This is a genomic window from Mycobacterium heidelbergense (assembly GCF_010730745.1).
GTDB lineage: Bacteria > Actinomycetota > Actinomycetes > Mycobacteriales > Mycobacteriaceae > Mycobacterium > Mycobacterium heidelbergense.
Genome location: NZ_AP022615.1, coordinates 1,294,778 through 1,311,406, shown reverse-complemented (window position 1 = coordinate 1,311,406; position 16,629 = coordinate 1,294,778). Strand labels below are relative to the sequence as shown.

Annotated in this window: 14 protein-coding genes and 1 pseudogene; 10 read left to right on the top strand and 5 right to left on the bottom strand. The window is 66.6% G+C overall.

Annotated features, from left to right (window positions below; translation table 11 throughout):
- Nucleotides 1-349: 349 nt before the first annotated feature.
- From G6N25_RS06255 to G6N25_RS06235, 5 genes and pseudogenes are all read left to right on the top strand, one after another.
- Nucleotides 350-1,641: pseudogene (locus G6N25_RS06255) on the top strand (IS110 family RNA-guided transposase).
- A 140-nt stretch (nucleotides 1,642-1,781) separates the two neighbouring features.
- A complete protein-coding gene (galT, locus tag G6N25_RS06250) occupies nucleotides 1,782-2,858 on the top strand; it encodes a galactose-1-phosphate uridylyltransferase (protein WP_179961652.1) in 1,077 nt (358 codons plus the stop codon).
- Nucleotides 2,855-3,946: a galactokinase gene (locus G6N25_RS06245; RefSeq protein ID WP_083074019.1), complete on the top strand. Its 1,092-nt coding sequence runs from the start codon at nucleotides 2,855-2,857 to the stop codon at nucleotides 3,944-3,946. Before galT ends, G6N25_RS06245 begins: the two co-directional genes overlap by 4 nt.
- Before the next feature lie 149 nt (nucleotides 3,947-4,095).
- Nucleotides 4,096-4,338, top strand: coding sequence for an AbrB/MazE/SpoVT family DNA-binding domain-containing protein (locus G6N25_RS06240; RefSeq protein ID WP_197745670.1), 243 nt, complete (start codon nucleotides 4,096-4,098; stop codon nucleotides 4,336-4,338).
- Nucleotides 4,335-4,715, top strand: coding sequence for a type II toxin-antitoxin system VapC family toxin (locus G6N25_RS06235; protein WP_083074018.1), 381 nt, complete (start codon nucleotides 4,335-4,337; stop codon nucleotides 4,713-4,715). The genes G6N25_RS06240 and G6N25_RS06235 overlap by 4 nt, the downstream gene beginning before the upstream one ends.
- 382 nt (nucleotides 4,716-5,097) lie before the next feature.
- Here the strand turns inward: G6N25_RS06235 and G6N25_RS06230 are convergent, their stop codons facing one another.
- Together G6N25_RS06230 and G6N25_RS06225 are read right to left on the bottom strand one after the other, a co-directional pair.
- Complete coding sequence (locus G6N25_RS06230; RefSeq protein ID WP_083074017.1) at nucleotides 5,098-5,583, bottom strand: hypothetical protein; 486 nt, start codon at nucleotides 5,581-5,583, stop codon at nucleotides 5,098-5,100.
- 92 nt (nucleotides 5,584-5,675) lie between these two features.
- Nucleotides 5,676-6,353, bottom strand: a complete 678-nt coding sequence (locus tag G6N25_RS06225; RefSeq protein WP_083074016.1) for an LpqN/LpqT family lipoprotein — start codon at nucleotides 6,351-6,353, stop codon at nucleotides 5,676-5,678.
- A gap of 164 nt (nucleotides 6,354-6,517) precedes the next feature.
- On the opposite strand from G6N25_RS06225, the gene G6N25_RS06220 reads away from it, so the two are divergent.
- Nucleotides 6,518-9,163 (top strand): GH92 family glycosyl hydrolase, encoded by a 2,646-nt coding sequence (locus G6N25_RS06220; protein WP_083074015.1) that lies wholly within the window; start codon nucleotides 6,518-6,520, stop codon nucleotides 9,161-9,163.
- Nucleotides 9,164-9,168: 5 nt separating this feature from the next.
- Here the strand turns inward: G6N25_RS06220 and G6N25_RS06215 are convergent, their stop codons facing one another.
- Nucleotides 9,169-11,541, bottom strand: coding sequence for a lysylphosphatidylglycerol synthase transmembrane domain-containing protein (locus G6N25_RS06215; protein WP_083074014.1), 2,373 nt, complete (start codon nucleotides 11,539-11,541; stop codon nucleotides 9,169-9,171).
- A 155-nt stretch (nucleotides 11,542-11,696) separates the two neighbouring features.
- Here G6N25_RS06215 and G6N25_RS06210 point away from each other — a divergent pair, with 155 nt between their 5' ends.
- The 4 genes from G6N25_RS06210 (at nucleotide 11,697) to G6N25_RS06195 (ending at nucleotide 14,707) form a co-directional block, all read left to right on the top strand.
- Nucleotides 11,697-12,638 (top strand): class I SAM-dependent methyltransferase, encoded by a 942-nt coding sequence (locus G6N25_RS06210; protein WP_083074036.1) that lies wholly within the window; start codon nucleotides 11,697-11,699, stop codon nucleotides 12,636-12,638.
- 2 nt (nucleotides 12,639-12,640) lie between these two features.
- Nucleotides 12,641-13,582, top strand: a complete 942-nt coding sequence (locus G6N25_RS06205) for a class I SAM-dependent methyltransferase (protein WP_083074013.1) — start codon at nucleotides 12,641-12,643, stop codon at nucleotides 13,580-13,582.
- A 478-nt stretch (nucleotides 13,583-14,060) separates the two neighbouring features.
- Nucleotides 14,061-14,318, top strand: a complete 258-nt coding sequence (locus G6N25_RS06200) for a type II toxin-antitoxin system Phd/YefM family antitoxin (RefSeq protein WP_083074012.1) — start codon at nucleotides 14,061-14,063, stop codon at nucleotides 14,316-14,318.
- Entirely contained in the window at nucleotides 14,315-14,707 is a 393-nt protein-coding gene (locus tag G6N25_RS06195) for a type II toxin-antitoxin system VapC family toxin (protein WP_083074035.1), read from the top strand. Before G6N25_RS06200 ends, G6N25_RS06195 begins: the two co-directional genes overlap by 4 nt.
- On the opposite strand, the gene G6N25_RS06190 is transcribed toward G6N25_RS06195, so the two are convergent.
- Both G6N25_RS06190 and G6N25_RS06185 read right to left on the bottom strand, forming a co-directional pair.
- Complete coding sequence (locus G6N25_RS06190) at nucleotides 14,694-15,272, bottom strand: GNAT family N-acetyltransferase (RefSeq protein ID WP_083074011.1); 579 nt, start codon at nucleotides 15,270-15,272, stop codon at nucleotides 14,694-14,696. The two genes, G6N25_RS06195 and G6N25_RS06190, sit on opposite strands and share 14 nt — an antisense overlap.
- Nucleotides 15,269-15,664, bottom strand: a complete 396-nt coding sequence (locus G6N25_RS06185) for a type II toxin-antitoxin system TacA family antitoxin (protein WP_083074010.1) — start codon at nucleotides 15,662-15,664, stop codon at nucleotides 15,269-15,271. Before G6N25_RS06185 ends, G6N25_RS06190 begins: the two co-directional genes overlap by 4 nt.
- Between the last annotated feature and the right edge of the window lie 965 nt (nucleotides 15,665-16,629).

Below are 16,629 nucleotides of genomic sequence, written 5' to 3'. Positions count from 1 at the left end.
GAAAACGGTTATCGGGTACCCCTCTCCTATCCGCGGCTTCTATCCGCGAGCAGCTATCTGGGGGGCTGAGGCCCCGCCGTGGGGGATGAAAATTTGGTGGTGTCGTTCGGCGTGGCTAGGTGGTTGCTTGGCGTGCTGGCGGGGTTGACGCTGGAGGGGTGTTTCGGTGGATCCCGTTGCGTCTGTGTTGTCGTGAGCACGCCGAGCAGCTTGGGACGAAGGGTACCCCGTGGTTGTGCGGGGGCCGTGGTTTGTTGCCTGTGAGCACGCGAGTGAGACTCCTGTTTGTTTTCACTCTTCCCGGAACACGCTGATTAACAACAGGTTCTAGATGATGAGGTGATTGATCATGGAGGTGGTCCATCGGCGGTGTGCAGGCCTTGATGTTTCCAAGAAGGACGCCAAGGTCTGTGTCCGGGTTCAGGGTCAGGGTCGGCGCGCCACCACGACGACGGTGAGCACGTGGGGTTCGACCACCAGCCAGATCCTGGCGTTGCGCGAGCATCTGCTGGCTGAGCAGGTCAGCTGTGTGGTGATCGAATCGACGTCGGATTATTGGAAGCCGTTTTACTACCTGCTTGAAGATGCGCTGCCGGTGATCTTGGCCAACGCTAAGGCGGTGCGTAATGTGCCTGGCCGCAAGACCGATGTCTCGGATGCGATGTGGCTGGCTGACCTGGGCGCACACGGGCTGGTACGCGCCTCGTTCGTGCCGCCGCAGCCGATTCGGGAGTTACGCGATCTGACGCGGGCGCGCACCATGATCACCCGGGCGCGTACCAAGGAGATTCAGCGGCTAGAGAAACTGCTCGAAGACGCCGGGATCAAACTGTCGGCGGTGGCCTCTGACATCGTCGGGGTCTCCGGGCGGGCGATGCTCGAGGCGCTGATCGCCGGGCAGCGCGATCCGGCGGTGCTGGCTGATCTGGCCAAACAACGGCTGCGGGAGAAGATCCCCGCGCTCACCGAGGCGCTGCGCGGGCGGTTTAACGACCATCACGCGTTCATGACGCGGTTGTATCTGGATCGCATCGACGCCCACGACGCCGACGTCGCCCGCCTAGATGAACGCATCGAGGAGGCGATCCAACCCTTTCAAGCCATCCGGGAGTTACTCATGAGCATCCCGGGCTTTTCGACGATCGTGGCCGATGTGTTCATCGCCGAGACCGGCGCGGACATGAGCGTGTTTCCACTGCGGCGCACCTGGCGTCGTGGGCTGGGGTGGTGCCCGGTTGCAACGAATCAGCGGGCCGGGTCAAATCAGCGGCCACCCGAGCGGGCAACCGCTACCTCAAAGCCGCCCTCGGGGTCGCGGCCCTCTCGGCGGCCCGCAGCAAAGACACCTACTACAACGCCCGCTACCGACGCATCGCCGGCAGCCGCCCACCCCAGCCAAAACGCAGGAACAGAACCAAAGCCCAGCACAGCTCACCAGCGGGCATGATCGCCCTGGTCGCCCTGGAACACAAGATGCTCACCGACGCCTACAACATGCTGATCAACGGCGCTTTCTACCGCGACCCCGGCCCCGGCTACTACACCCGCCACCACCCCAGCAAGACCAAGGCCAACGCCATCAAGCAGCTCGAAGCCCTGGGATACAACGTCATCCTCGAACCACTCACCGAAGTCGCCTAACACCAGGGGCCAGCGACTCACCCGCTTCGGGTCACCACATTTTCGAGTGAGACGCAGACTCGCACTGTCCGGCCGCCGCGCGTGCGATTCTGTGTCTCCTCGCGGGCGGGCAGCACATCTCCAAGCTAGTCTTCGACATCGTGACAGCGCCGACGCGGGCGAAGCTGGCCGACGGCCGTGACCTGCTGTTCTTCGCGCTGCCCGGCCACCGCCCGGCACCGGTCGAAGACCGCAGACCGCTGCCGGAGCGAGAACCCGGCCAGTCGCAGTTGCGGTTCGACCGGTCGACGGGGCAGTGGGTGATCATCGCGGCGCTGCGCCAGGACCGCACCTACAAGCCGCCCGCTGACCAGTGCCCGCTGTGTCCCGGCCCGACCGGCCTGACCAGCGAGGTGCCCGCCCCCGGCTACGACGTCGTCGTCTTCGAGAACCGGTTCCCGAGCCTGGCCGGCGCCGGTGAGCTGACGTCCGCGGGTGACGGCTTCGTGTCCGCCCCGGGGTATGGCCGCTGCGAGGTGATCTGTTTTTCCAGCGACCACACCGGGTCGTTCGCGGAGCTGGAACCGGCGCACGCCCGGCTGGTCGTCGACGCGTGGCGGCACCGCACCGCCGACCTGATGGCCGCGCCGGGCATCGAGCAGGTGTTCTGCTTCGAAAACCGCGGCGAGGAAATCGGGGTGACGCTCACCCACCCGCACGGTCAGATCTACGGCTACCCCTATCTGACGCCGCGGACCGCCGCCATGCTAGGGCAGGCGCGCGAACATCGAAAGCTGTATGGCCGCAACCTCTTTGCCGACCTGCTGGCGCGCGAGGTCGCCGACGGCGGTCGCGTCGTCGCGCGCACCGACTTGTTCACGGCGTTCGTGCCGTTCGCCGCGCGCTGGCCCGTCGAGGTGCACATCTACCCAAACAGGTTCGTGCACAACCTCCTTGAGCTCGACGAGGACGAGCTCGACGGGTTCGCGCGGGTGTATCTCGACGTGCTGGGCCGGTTCGACCGCATGTATTCGGCTCCGCTTCCCTACATTTCGGCGCTGCACCAGTACGCCGGCACCGAGGCCCAGGCCGACGGCTACTTCCACGTCGAGTTGATGTCGATCCGGCGCAGCGCCACCAAGCTCAAGTACCTGGCGGCCTCCGAGTCTGCGATGGACGCGTTCATCAGCGACGTCACACCCGAAAGCGTGGCCCGGCGGCTGCGAGAACTCGGATGACCGTCCGCTACGCCGCGCCCGGGCGGATCAACCTGATCGGCGAGCACACCGACTACAACCTGGGATTCGCGCTGCCGATCGCGCTCCCGCAGCGCACCGTGGCGACCTTCACCCCCGACGGCGACGACGCCATCACCGTGGGCAGCGATCGCGCGGACGGCCCGGTGCGCATCCCGCTCGACACCGCGCCGGGCGGCGTGACCGGCTGGGCCGGCTACGTGGCCGGGGTGATGTGGGCGCTGCGCCAGGCCGGCCACGCGGTGCCTGGCGGCGCGATGTCGATCACCAGCGACGTGCCGATGGGCTCGGGCCTGTCCTCCTCGGCGGCGCTGGAATGCGCGGTGCTGGGCGCGATCGCGTCGGCCGCCGGCGCGCGCATCGACGCCAAAGAGCGGGCGCGGTTGGCCCAGCGCGCCGAAAACGACTATGTCGGCGCCCCAACGGGTTTGCTCGACCAGCTGGCCTCCCTGTTCGGGGAGCCGTCGACGGCGCTGCTGATCGACTTCCGTGACCTCACCGTCGCGCCGGTGGCCTTCGACCCGGACGCTCAGAACGTTGCGCTGCTGCTGATCGACTCGCGGGCACCGCACCGTCACGCCGGCGGCAACTACGCGGCGCGGCGCGCGTCGTGCGAGCGGGCGGCCGCGGATCTCGGGGCCGCGTCACTGCGTGAGGTGCAGGACCGCGGGCCCTCGGTATTGAGCGCGGTGGCCGACCCGGTCGACGCCCGTCGCGCTCGCCACGTGCTGACCGAGAATCGTCGAGTGCTCGATTTTGTTGCCGCACTGAATGATTCGGACTTCACTGCGGCCGGTGGCCTCCTGACCGCCTCACATGCGTCCATGCGCGACGATTTCGAAATCACCACCGAGCACATCGACCTGATCGCCGATACCGCCGTTCGCGCGGGCGCGCTGGGAGCGCGGATGACCGGCGGCGGCTTCGGTGGCTGTGTGATCGCCCTGGTGCCGGCCGACCGGGCGGAAGCGGTCGGCGAGGCGGTGCGCCGGGCGGTGGGTGACGCCGGGTTCGAGCGGCCGGTGATCAGCCGAACCCGTGCGGCCGCGGGCGCGGGGCCATGTCGGTGAGCGACTTCTTGCCGGCCGAGCGCCGGCGACCGCATCGCCGCCTAGCCGATGTTCGAGGCGCTTGCCGTCGGCCGGTGCCGTTGCGCTATCCGCGGTTCCTTCAGCGCAACCTCGTGGCACCCCATGCCAATGTGTGGCATGGTTGGGCTATGGATGCCACATTGGTGTTGGGTAAGCAAGGTCGGCTGGTGATCCCGGCGGACATCCGGATCGCGTTGGGCCTGGCTCCCGGCGATCGCGTGCACCTGCATGTGAGCGGTCGGCGGTTGGTGCTCGAACGGCCGCAGGACGCCGTGGCTGAGCTCCGTGCCCTGGGAGCCGGACTGGCGAAGGACCGCTCGCTTGTCGAGGAGTTGCTTGCCGAGCGGCGCCTGGCCGCTGAGGCCGAGTGACAGTCCTGGATGCGTCTGCGGTGCTGGCACTCGTTCACGACGAGCCCGGCGCCGACCTGGTCGCAACCGAACTAAATTCTGCGTTGCTGGGCGCAGCGAACCTCGCCGAAGTCATTGGCAAGCTGGTTGATGTCGGCCTCGATGCTCGCCCGGTCCGTGAATTGCTCGTCGCCGCCGGCGTCACGATCGAGCCGTTGACCGAAGGCGATGCCGAACTGGCCGGGGCAATGCGATCCCTGTCCGGCGGACGTGGGTTGTCGTTGGGCGATCGCTGCTGCCTCGCCTTGACAGTGCGCAGCACGCCCGCCGAGGTACTGACCGCCGATCGCGCCTGGTCCCAGCTCGACCTGCCCATCCGGGTCCGCCTGCTGCGGTAAAGCAGCAAGGTGCGTCGCAACGGCCAGCAATCCTGCAACCGTTCGATTGTCAGACGGCAGGACGCCAACGAAAAGCCGCCATCCGTTTCCGGGCGTTCCTGGCTTCCGAATTCAGAAGCCGACGCCCACCCGCGGTCGGTGCTTGGTCGATGAATCCGCGACACGCGATGGCCTCGCTTGGTTTCCGATACGGATCGGCATGGCCAGTGAACGCCGCGCGGGGTGAGGTTGGTGCGTGGGGGCTGGGGTGGGCTTCTTAGGCTTAGGAGCCTCGAGCCGCAGGCAGGGAAGGGTAGAGCAACTGTTGCTCGTCATGAAACACCTTTTCGTGCAATCCAATTCGCTCTACGGCTGGTCCTGGCGCGGTCGGTGATATCGGGTGCTACCCGGCTGGGGTGAACCGGATCGCCACCAGGTGAAGCCGGTCCACCGCTTCGGCGAACTCGTCGAGCGTCGGTATCCGCCGGTCGCGGAATTTCAACCCGATCATCCGCTGGGCGCGTTGCGCGCCATAGGACTGGGCGCAGCGGTGATACAGGTCGGAGACGACGGCGTGGTCGCGGATGAGCTCGCCGTGCATGGCGGTGGTCTTGCCGTCGTAGACCACTTGAGCGGGCGCGCCGTCGCGGAAGTTCTGCTTCCACGGGGCGCCGGTCAGCGCATAGAGATCGTTGTCGATCACGTGGGCGCTCACCGGGATTGAGTACGGCCGCGCCGTCTTTCGTCCCGTGAAGCTCAGCACCATCAACTGCTTGCGCGCCGGGCCGGCGAGCGGAGTGCGCAGGAGGAGGCCCAGCACCGGGTTGACGACACGAAGCAGTGCCGAGGGTGGGTGCCCGACGTCTATCGCATACGACTGATCTGTCATGACACACACCGTAAGACCAAATGGGCGTCGCGGTGTAGCGACTTCACCGGCGCAGCGCTCAGGAGGTGGCGCGATCCGTCCGTGGTCGCGGGTCAGGGGGTGATGGTCGTCTGGTCGTCGATGACGTTGGTGGCGTCCATCAACGGGCCCTGATCGCTCTGCAGCGAGTCGGCGTTGAGCTGGAGCACGAATACCGCGCCCTGGCTGGGGATCACCACCGTCTTCTGCGCTACGGCGCGTGTCTTGCCGTCCCTTTGGTATGTCCCGCTCAACTGCCAGGCCTGAAAGCCTCCGAGCGTCGACGCCTGGCCGCTACCGGAGCCCTGATAGCCGGGGAGATCCAGCAGCTCGCCGGGGGCGTACTGGATGATCTTCGCCGGGTCGACGTCGCCGGTGAGTTTCGAATACAGCGCCGAGATGGTAGGCGGATCGGCGGGATCGGCCGGCTGCGCCAAAACGATTCCGCCATAAGACGTTCCGGAGTTCTGGTTGAGCTGCCAGCCCGCGGGCACCGGCAGATCGACGTTGGGGCCGGGATCGCCGTGATGGACGGGAGTCTCGGTGATGTGGTTCTCGCGGACGTAGTCGGCGATGGTCTTGTTGGCCTGCGCGCCCGGCGCCGCGGTGGTCGCGGAGGTCGCCGAGGCCGAGGCGGACGTCGACGCCGATGTGCTCGTTGATGTCGACGGCGATGTCTTGTTGTTGGAGCCGCAACCCACCACCGCCAGACCCAGCGCCACGGCAATGGTTGCTGCTATCAAGTGTTTCATCGATCAAGTCTCCCGAAAATTGGGCCGGTACCAGCGCCAGCCACGCCGGAATGAGACTAACCGAAGTCACGCAAAACGTTGCTAGTCGAATTCGGAAACTATTGGCTCTGTTCTCGACTGCGGTTTGTCCCCCAAATAACTCGGTTATGCAGTAAGAGACACATATGCGGTCACGGCGGACCCTCATCGCGGTTGGGGCGATCATCGCGATCGTGGCCGTCTTCTTGGCCGTCGTTGCGGCGGCTCCGCCGATCGCTTACGACGGCGAGCCGGAGCTCGTCACCAACCCCGTCGACCACGTCGACACGCTCATCGGCACCGGGACGGGAGGCGAGACGGTGGGGGAGATCAACAACTTCCCCGGCGCCTCCGTGCCGTTCGGAATGGTGCAGTACTCGCCGGACACCGTTGGCAATTACTCGGGCTACAACTACGACAACTCACGCTCCACCGGGTTCAGCATGACCCACGCCTCGGTGGGCTGCGCCGCGTTCGGTGACATCTCGATGCTGCCGACCACCACCGGAATCGGCTCCCAGCCGTGGAACGCATGGGAAGAGATCGCCCACGACGACGCCGAACAGGGCATGCCCGGCTACTACACCGTGCGGTTCCCCGGCACCGGAGTGACCGCCGAACTCACCGCGACCACCCGCACCGGCATCGGCCGGTTCCGCTATCCGCACAACGGGCGGCCCGCCCTGTTCCACGTCCGCTCCGGCGCGTCGCTCGCCGGCAATTCCCGGGCGACCATCCAGATCGGTGAGGACAACACCACGATCACCGGATGGGCGACTAGCGGTGGGTTCTGCAGCAAGACCAACACCTACACCGTGTATTTCGCCATGAAGTTCAGCCGGCCGTTCACCTCCTACGGCGCCTGGGATGGCTACTCGGTCTACGCCGGCGCCCGGAGCGCGGCCTCGCCGTTCGGCGGTGGCTACGTGGAGTTCCCGGCCGGCTCGGTGGTCGAGGTGCGCACCGCGATCTCCTACGTGGGTATCGACGGGGCGCGGGCCAACCTGGCGGCCGAGGGAGGGGCGAGCTTCGATGACGCGCGGACCGCCGCGCTGTCGCAATGGAACGCCACGCTGTCATGTATCGCGGTGGCGGGCAGGAACATTGGCGATCTGGAGACCTTCTACACCTCGCTGTACCGGTCACTGCTGCACCCCAACACCTTCAACGACGCCGACGGGCGCTACATCGGATTCGATGGCGTGATCCACACGGTGGAAAAGGGGCATACCCAATACACCAACTTCTCCGACTGGGACACCTACCGCAGCCTGGCGGCCCTGCAGGGGCTGCTGTTCCCGAAGCAGGCCAGCGACATGGCCCAATCGCTCGTCAACGACGCCGAGCAAAGCGGATCGTTTCCGCGCTGGGCTCTCGCGAATTCGGCGACCGGGGAAATGAGCGGGGACAGCGTGGTGCCGCTCATCGTGAATCTATTCGCCTACGGAGCCAAGGACTTTGACGTCCACACCGCATTGCGCCACATGGTGGACGCGGCGACGAAAGGCGGTGCCGGGCGGGACGGCTACGTGGAGCGGCCCGGGATCGCCACCTACCTGTCGCTGGGCTATGCCCCCCATACATCGGAGTTCGCCACGAACGGCTGGATTCCCGACGCCTCCATCACGCTCGAGTGGTCGGTCGACGACTTCGCCATCTCCCGGTTCGCCGATTCGCTCGGCGACACCGCGACCGCCGCAGCGTTCCAGAACCGGGCGCAGTACTGGCAGAACCTGTTCAATCCCGGCACCCGCTACATCTCGCCCCGCAGCGCGATGGGCTTCTTCCGTGACGGCCCCGGATTCGTCGACAACCCTTCGACTTTCGGCCAGGACGGATACGACGAGGGCAACGCCGAACAGTACGTCTGGTGGGTGCCGCACAACGTCGCGGGCCTGGCGACCGCCCTCGGCGGCCGCACCGCCGTGGCCGACCGGCTCGACCGCTTCACCAAGAACCTCAACGTGGGCCCCAACGAGCCCTACCTCTGGGCCGGTAACGAGCCGGGATTCGGGGTGCCGTGGCTGTACAACTACCTCGGTCAACCGTGGAAGACTCAGCACACGGTCGACCGGGTGCGTGGGCTCTTCGGCCCGACGCCCGACGGCGCGCCGGGCAACGACGATCTCGGGGCGCTGTCCAGCTGGTACGTGTGGGCCGCCCTCGGCCTGTACCCGAGCACCCCGGGAACGCCGATCCTCACCGTGAGCACACCGCTGTTCGATCGCGCCGTAATCACCCTTCCGGACGGCAAATTCATTCGGATCTCCGCCTCGGGCGCATCGGGACCGCACCACCTGAGGTACATCAGCGGCCTGAGCATCGACGGCCTGCCCACCGATCGCACGTGGCTGCCGGAGTCGATCATCCGCACCGGCGGCGAGGTCAGGTTCTCCCTCGCCGCGTACCCCAACAAGGCGTGGGGCACGGCCGAGTCCTCCGCGCCCCCGTCGTTCGGCGCGGGCAGTTCGGCGGTGACCGTTAACGTTTCGCGGCCCGTCGTCACGATCGCGCCGGGACGCTCCGGCACCGTGAGACTCGACGCGCAACGGATGATCGACGGCGTCGGCGACTACACCATCACCGGCATGTCCTACGACGCGGGGATCACGGTGACACCGGTGACCGGGCAGTTCGGCTCCGACGGATCGGCCGCGGTGGACGTCACGATCAAGGTGGCGCAGTCGGTGTCCGAGGAGTATTACCCGGTCTTTCTCGCCACCACGGTGGGCGAGAGTGTCAGGACGTCGGTCGTCCTCGTCGTCGCCGAGGCCGAGCCCGCCGAACCCTAACCGGCTCAGATCATGTCGTTGTTCGTCAGCCACCGCATCACCGGCCAGCCGATGAACACGGGCAGCCAGCAGGTGAGCACCCGATACAGCAGAACCGCTGGCACCCCGACGGCCGCGGGTATGCCGAAGGCGGCCAGGCCACCGATCAGCGCCGCCTCGACGGCGCCGACGCCGCCGGGTGTGGGCGCGGCCGAGGCCAGCGTGCCGCCGACCATCGTCACGACCGTGCACGTGACAAACGTGGCGCCGCCGCCGAAGGCCTGGACGCTGGCCCACAGCGCCAACGCGGCGCCCAAAGTCGTTCCGGCAGCGCCCAATAGGATCAGGCCCAGACGTCGGGGCTCGCGGGCAAGCTCGATGAGGTCGCCGGACACCTCCTTCAGCCTCGGACGCACGTCCGTCGCCAGCCAGCGCCGCAGCCTGGGCACCAGCAGGAAGGTGCCGACGATGCCCAGCGCCACACCGCCGATCAGGTACAGCACGGTGGCATTGGGGACGAAGTGCGAGAGGTCCATCGACGCGCCCGCGACGGTGCTGAACAGGATCAGCAGCACGATGTGCACGATCACCTGAACCGATTGCTGTATCGCCACCGCCGCGGTGGCGCGCAGCGCGGACAGGCCGCTCTTCTGCAGGAAACGGGTGCTGAGCGCGAGCCCGCCGACGCCGGCCGGGGTGGTGGTCGCCGCAAAAGTGTTGGCCACCTGGGCCACTGACAGCTTCCAGAAGGCCACCGACCCGTCGGCGCAGGCCCACAACGCCGCCGCGGCGCCGACATAGGTCAGCGCCGATACCGCCAGGCCCAGCAGCGCCCACCACCAGTGCGCGGTCCTCAACTCGGAGAAGAACGTCGGCGCGGTGCTGATGAACGGATACGCGACATAGACCAGCGCGACGAGCAGCACGAGTTGAATGACCTGCCGGCGGGTGAACCGGGTGATCGTCTCGGTTTGGATTTGGTCCGCGCCGGTTTGACGCTTCACCTCCGCGCGGGCGCCGGAAATGACCGCACCGGCATCGGCTACCGATTGCTGGATTTGTTTCGGCACAGCCGATTTCGTGAGCCGGCGGGAGGCGGTCAGGACGGCGTCTTTGCCGAACGCGTCGATCGCCGCGCCCACCGCGGACTGCGCGCCGTATAGCGCCGACGTCGTCACCAGGAGTTGAGCGATGTCGGATTGGAGTTGAGTGTCGGCGGCGCCGTACTCGGCGTTGCCGAATCCGCCGAACAACACCGTGCCGTCGTCGACCGTGATCTCGGTGCCACGCAGGTCGCCGTGGGAGATCTGGCGGTCGTTGAGGATTCGCAGCGATTCCCACGCCCTGGCGACTGGCGTCGTCGTCGCGCACTCGCCGAGCGCAACTCCCCGAACGGGCCTGTGCGCGTACACCATCCATCCCCGGTCGAGGGGGGCAACGGCGATCGTCGAGGTGTTGGCGAGGCCCGCCTCGCCGAAGGCGATCGCCATCAGTGCGCGATGTTCCACGGCGCGGCGCATCGAGGCCACCAGGGGCGCGGTCTCGCTGCCCCGCAGCCGCAGCTTCCGCCAGAGCTGGAGCAGTGCGCCGCCGCTGCGCTGATGCGGGCCGTACAACTCGATCAGGGCCGATTCGGAGTCCCCGCACACGGCTGAAAGGACCAGCGGTCCAGGGCCGGCGGGCCGGACCACTCGGAGCGCGGAGACGACGCACCCGCGTTTGGCCATCGCGCGCACCGCACCGTCCAGCGGCACCTCGAGGGCGGGGGTGCCGACGACTAGGACGACCAGCGCGCCCACGAGCCACCCGACCCCCAGGCCCAGCAGGGAGCGCGCGGGGACTATCGCGCTGACGAACAGGTGGATCGGCACGAAGGCCAGCAGCAGCGCCCACCACCAATGCCGCCAGCGCGCGGGCAGCCAGGGACCCGACACGGTCAGCACCGCCGCGAGCATCGCGATCCACCGCGGGTCGTCCAGGATCTGGGCCAACACGGTTTGGGGCCGGTCGGTGAGTTCGAAGTGCCAGCGGGGCGCGGAGATGCCGTTGCCGCCGATCGAGAGGGGCAGAACCGCGAGCACGCCCGCGGCCGCGTAGGCGCCGAGCAGTTTCCATTGCCGGCCGGCGATCAGACCGATGAGGATCGCGAAGGGCAGCGCCAGGATCGCGATGCCGTACGCCAAGTACACGAGGTCGGACTGGGTGGGGGGCAGCACCCCTACGATCTCCGATATCGATCGCTCCAGCGCGACCCACTGCGGGCGGGTGATCAACGAACCGGCGATCACGATCGCGAAGAAGGCCACCGTGGCGCCGAGCCGCAGGACATCGTTGGTGCGACGGGTCAGCGGTTGCAACAAGTCGCCCGACACGCTGATTTCGTGCCCGTCAACTCGCATGGCTCAGATCCTTGTCGGCTCGGCACCCTGGCTAATCCTGCTTGCTGGCTCGCCGACAAGTTAACCGGATACCCGATTCCACGACAGCTCCCGCACAGGCGGCGCGCGTAGGGTCGACTAGGTAGTCGTGCTAGCGAAAATTGGAGGACATCAGCGTGGCCCGAACCGACAACGACAGCTGGGAGATCACCGAGAGCGTGGGCGCGACGGCATTGGGCGTCGCGGCGGCCCGCGCCGCGGAAACCGACAGCGAGGACCCGCTGATCAGCGACCCGTTCGCGCGGGTGTTCCTGCACGCCGCCGGGGAGGGCATGTGGAGCTGGTTCGCGGCTCCCAACCTGCCCGCCCAGATCGCCGAGGCCGAGCCCGACCTCAAGCCGCGGATGCAGGGCATGGTCGACTACATGGCCGCGCGGACGGCGTTCTTCGACGCGTTCTTCCTCGATGCGGTTCGCGGGGGCGCGCACCAGGTGGTGATCTTGGCGGCGGGCCTGGACTCGCGTGCGTGGCGGCTGCCCTGGCCGGATGGCACCACGGTCTACGAACTGGACCAGCCCAGGGTGTTGGAATGGAAGTTGTCGACCCTGCGGGAGAACGGGGCGGAGCCGACGTGCAACCTGGTGCACGTCCCGGTGGACCTGCGTCACGACTGGCCTGCGGCGTTGCGGCAGGCCGGGTTTGACGCCTCGGCGCGCAGCGTCTGGTCGGCCGAGGGGCTGTTGCCGTTCCTGCCCGCGGCCGCCCAGGAGCTGCTCTTCGAGCGGGTTCATTCGCTGGGCATTCCCGGCAGTCGGATCGCCGTGGAGGCGCCCGGCGCGGACTTCCTCGACGAGGGCGCCCGCGCGAAGCAGCGCGAGACGATGCAGCGGGTGCGCGACCTGATGGCCAAACTGGAGCCGCAGCGCGACATCCCCGACGTCCAGGACCTGTGGTACTTCGAGGAGCGCGAAGACGTGGGTGACTGGTTTCGTCGCCACGGCTGGGACGTGGCGGTGACCCCGGCGGAGGAGCTGATGGCCGGCTACGACCGCAGGCCTCCGCAGGGCATCGACGACGCCGCCCCGCGGACCTTGTTCGTGGCAGCGGAGAGGAACTGAACGTGGCCAGAACCGACAACGACACCTGGGAGATCACCGAGAGCGTGGGGGCGACGGCGCTGGGGGTGGCGTCGGCCCGGGCGGCGGAGACCCGAAGTGAGAATCCTTTGATCAGTGACCCGTTCGCGCAGGTCTTCCTCGACGCCGCCGGCGACGGGGTGTGGAATTGGTATTCGGCTTCGACGCTGGCTCCCGAGTTACTCGAGGCCGAACCCGAGTTGGCGCTGCAGATGAAGGCGATGGTCGGCTATATGGCTTCGCGGACAGCGTTTTTCGACCGGTTCTTCCTCGACGCGACCGGCGCGGGCATTCGCCAGGCGGTGATCCTGGCGGCGGGCCTGGACTCGCGCGCGTGGCGGCTGGCTTGGCCCGACGGCATAACGGTCTACGAGCTCGACCAGCCCAGGGTGCTGGAGTTCAAATCGTCGACGTTGGCCGAGCACGGGGCGCAGCCCGCCTGCAATCGGGTCGCCGTCCCGGTGGACCTGCGCCAGGACTGGCCAACGGCGTTGCGGCAGGCGGGTTTTGATGCCTCGGCGCCGAGCGTCTGGTCGGCCGAGGGGCTGATGCCGTATCTGCCGGCCGCCGCCCAGGAGTTGCTGTTCGACCGCATTCACGGGCTGACCGCTGCCGGCAGCAGGGTCGCCGTGGAGGCGCTGGGACCAAAGTTTCTCGACCCCGAGTTTCGCGCCAGGCGTCGCGAGCGGATGGAGCGGATTCGCGCGTTGATGGCCGACCTGGACCCGGACCGGGAGGTTCCCAGGACCGACGAGCTGTGGTACTTCGAGGAGCGCGAAGACGTCGGCGACTGGTTCCGCAGGCACGGCTGGGACGTGACGGTGACGCCGTCACTCGAGCTGATGGCCGGCTATGGCCGCGGCGCGGCCAAAGAGGTCGAGGACACCGTGCCGGGGAACTTGTTCGTGGCCGCCCAGCGGGCGTAGCGAGACCGCAAGTTTTCCGAGTCGCTCGGCATGATCCAATCTTGGTGCTGAGCATCGCTGAACAGTGTGCGGGCCGCGAAATAGGCTGGTGTGCCACCTCATTCAGAGGAAGTAAACCGCAGCAACCGTCGCTGCTATATGGTGGCCCGCAAGGCAGGGCGGCCACGTCGGACACCTCGTGGTGATCACATGTGTCACGTGCGTCTCGGCTTCGGAGGCACCTACTTTGTTGCCCGCCTCGTAGCGACACGCGCGATTGGCTGTCGCTGTGAGGCGGGCGCATCGTCGTATGCCGGCCGGCCAGTGACCGATGTGACACATGGGGAGCATTTAAGAGGGTTGGTCGTGCGCTCGACGACGGCCATGCTTTTTCTGCAACACTGCAGCCGATCCGGCGGCGACTGGCTGCCGCCAGCGCCGACTGGCGATGGGCTGCCGTCCTCGCCGAATAACGCCCAGTATCCGCTACGCTCGTAGCATGGCTGCTACGATACCCGCCCGCGATCTCCGTAACCGCACCGCTGAGGTGCTGCGGCGAGTTGCGGCAGGCGAGGAGATCGAGGTGCTCAAGGACAATCGTCCTGTGGCGCGCATAGTCCCACTCACACGGCGCCGCCAATGGCTACCGGCAGCGGAGGTAATCGGCGAACTCATGCGCCTGGGTCCCGATACCACCAACCTCAGCGAGGAACTGCCGGAGACGCTGACACAGACCACGGACGACGTGTCGTGGTGACGGTTCGGCGGGCCCTCGCCGACACGTCCATCTTCATCGGGATCGAGGCGGCACGATTCGACGACGACCGATTTACCGAATACGAATGGGGCGTCTCGGTGATCACACTGGGTGAGCTGCGGCTGGGTGTCCTGCAAGCCAGTGGCCCGGACACCGCCGCACGCCGGCTCTCCACATACCAGCTTGCTCAGCGGTTCGAACCACTGAGCATCGACGAGACGGTCTCCGAAGCGTGGGCATTGCTGGTATCCAAGCTGCGCGCCGCCAACCTGCGAGCACCGATCAACGACAGTTGGATTGCGGCAACTGCCGTGGCGCATGGCATTCCGATCGTGACCCAGGGCAGCGACTACTCTGCGATGCCAGGCGTTGAGGTCATAACAATCTGACGCGACAGGTGAGCCCCAGCCCGGCGCCCACTTCCTTGGTCGGCACGTCGACGTCGGACGAATCAAGGCTGGCACGAACGTCTTTGATACGCCTATAGAGCCGAAGCGGATGCTCGGGAACTCGGACGAAACCGTATCGCTCGTAAAACGCCGCCGCTATTTCGTCGATAGCGTCGGCCACGACAATGCGTGCCGCAGCGACCTCCCCGGCAGCGACTGCCTTCCGCAGTGCCTCGGCGAGAAGCGTTGCGCCAATGCCCTTTCCCTGCTCTGACCGGTCGACTGCCAGCCTGGCCAGCAACACCATGCCGACCGGATACGCCGGCATGCCGCGAACGAGCTTTGCAGGAGCCTCGGCTCGAAGTACTGAGCCCATGGTCAGGCTGAAGTAGCCGACGACGCGTCCACTTCGAGTGACGACGAACGTCCGAGCCGAGTCCATGCGTTGTGCTGCCAGTGCGTGGCGGCGAAGCCACTGGTCGAGCACCTCGCTTCCCGAGTCGAAGGTGCTGACGTCGTGGTGGGCATTGAGCCGTTCGAGCGGGCGTCGCGGGGCGCGGGTCACGCCTCGCGAAGCTTCGGGTTGTTCTTGAACAGGTCGACCAGCTCCGGCACGGGCTGGGCCGGTTTGTCGAGCTCGGCGATGAATCGGTCGAACGCCCGGTTAGATAACACCAAATCGTGGTGTTGCTTCACTACGCGCTTCGCCCGCGAGGTGACGGTATCGAGCACGAATGCCGTGACTGTGGTGTCCTCGAGGTCTGCCGCCTGACGGATGAGCGCGTCCTGCTCTTGGGTAACGCGGACCTCCAGCCGATGACGCCGGGGTTTGATGGCACGATCACTCACCAGTCGAGCATAGCATTTGTCCGGACGCTGTCCGGACGGCAATGCCAATGCCAGCATCCGCTGTTGAACGTCCCTTTGCGTGACGACTGCGGAAGGGCTGCTTGTCATTTGAGTCGCCGACGTGACGGTACAAATCTGAAAGCTGTTGCGGCCAAGGCGAACTCACCACTTCCCGACTCGAGGTATGGTGGGCAACACTGATACCCCTATGAGCGCAGCGCCCGGCGATGAGCGTCGTCGGCCAGCTCATCGACGTCCAGGTCCGGCTCACCAACGCCACCATGTCCGGCCTGCGCTGCGGCGCCGCCCTGTAGCTGGACGTACCCGTGAAGAACTTAAGACCGTGGCGTTTTCGAGCGGCTTTGGGCGATCGCTTCAGGAATGTGTGGCTCCGCAACTATCGCAGGGTTAAGAATCTCTTGGTAGCTGCGTCGTATGTGTCTCATAGCAAACCATGACGGTCGCTGAAATAGTTAAAAATGATATTACCTATCGGTAGTGCACCGCGCCGCATTCGCCGCGTTGCTTTGGATAGCTATTGCCGCGGCAATACGATTGTTCGCCAGGGTGTACAGCACGCAGTCGTATTTGCTGAGAGATAGTGCTTTAGTGCTGACACGGGCGCAGCCAGCCGGTGTTCGTCGCCAAGGCGCTACGGCACACAACCCACGATGACATCGCGAGGCACCTCGATCTTCGACCCAACTGATCTGCGACAGCCAGGTGTCGACTGGCGACGAAAGCCCTCCCGCAACCACGAGGCCCACCGCTGCTCGGAGTTGGCCGACCCATTCGGCGATCACCCCACCCTCATGACCGGGGCCACCTCCGTGTGCACTGCTTTACAGCGCACCCACGAGAGGGTGGTGGGTGTGCTGTGCCGGCCTTATCCCGGATGAGCGCCTTGCGGACCGCCGGGCGTGATCGGATTGGCTTGTGCCACAAGCCCACATCGGCACTGCCCGGTCTGGCGGGCGCTGACCCTTCATGGTTGTCTCTAGACCCACCGACAGTGATCTCCTCATGCTGTCGCGATAACAGGCAAGCCGCACGAGGTTCCCCGTCCGCTCGCA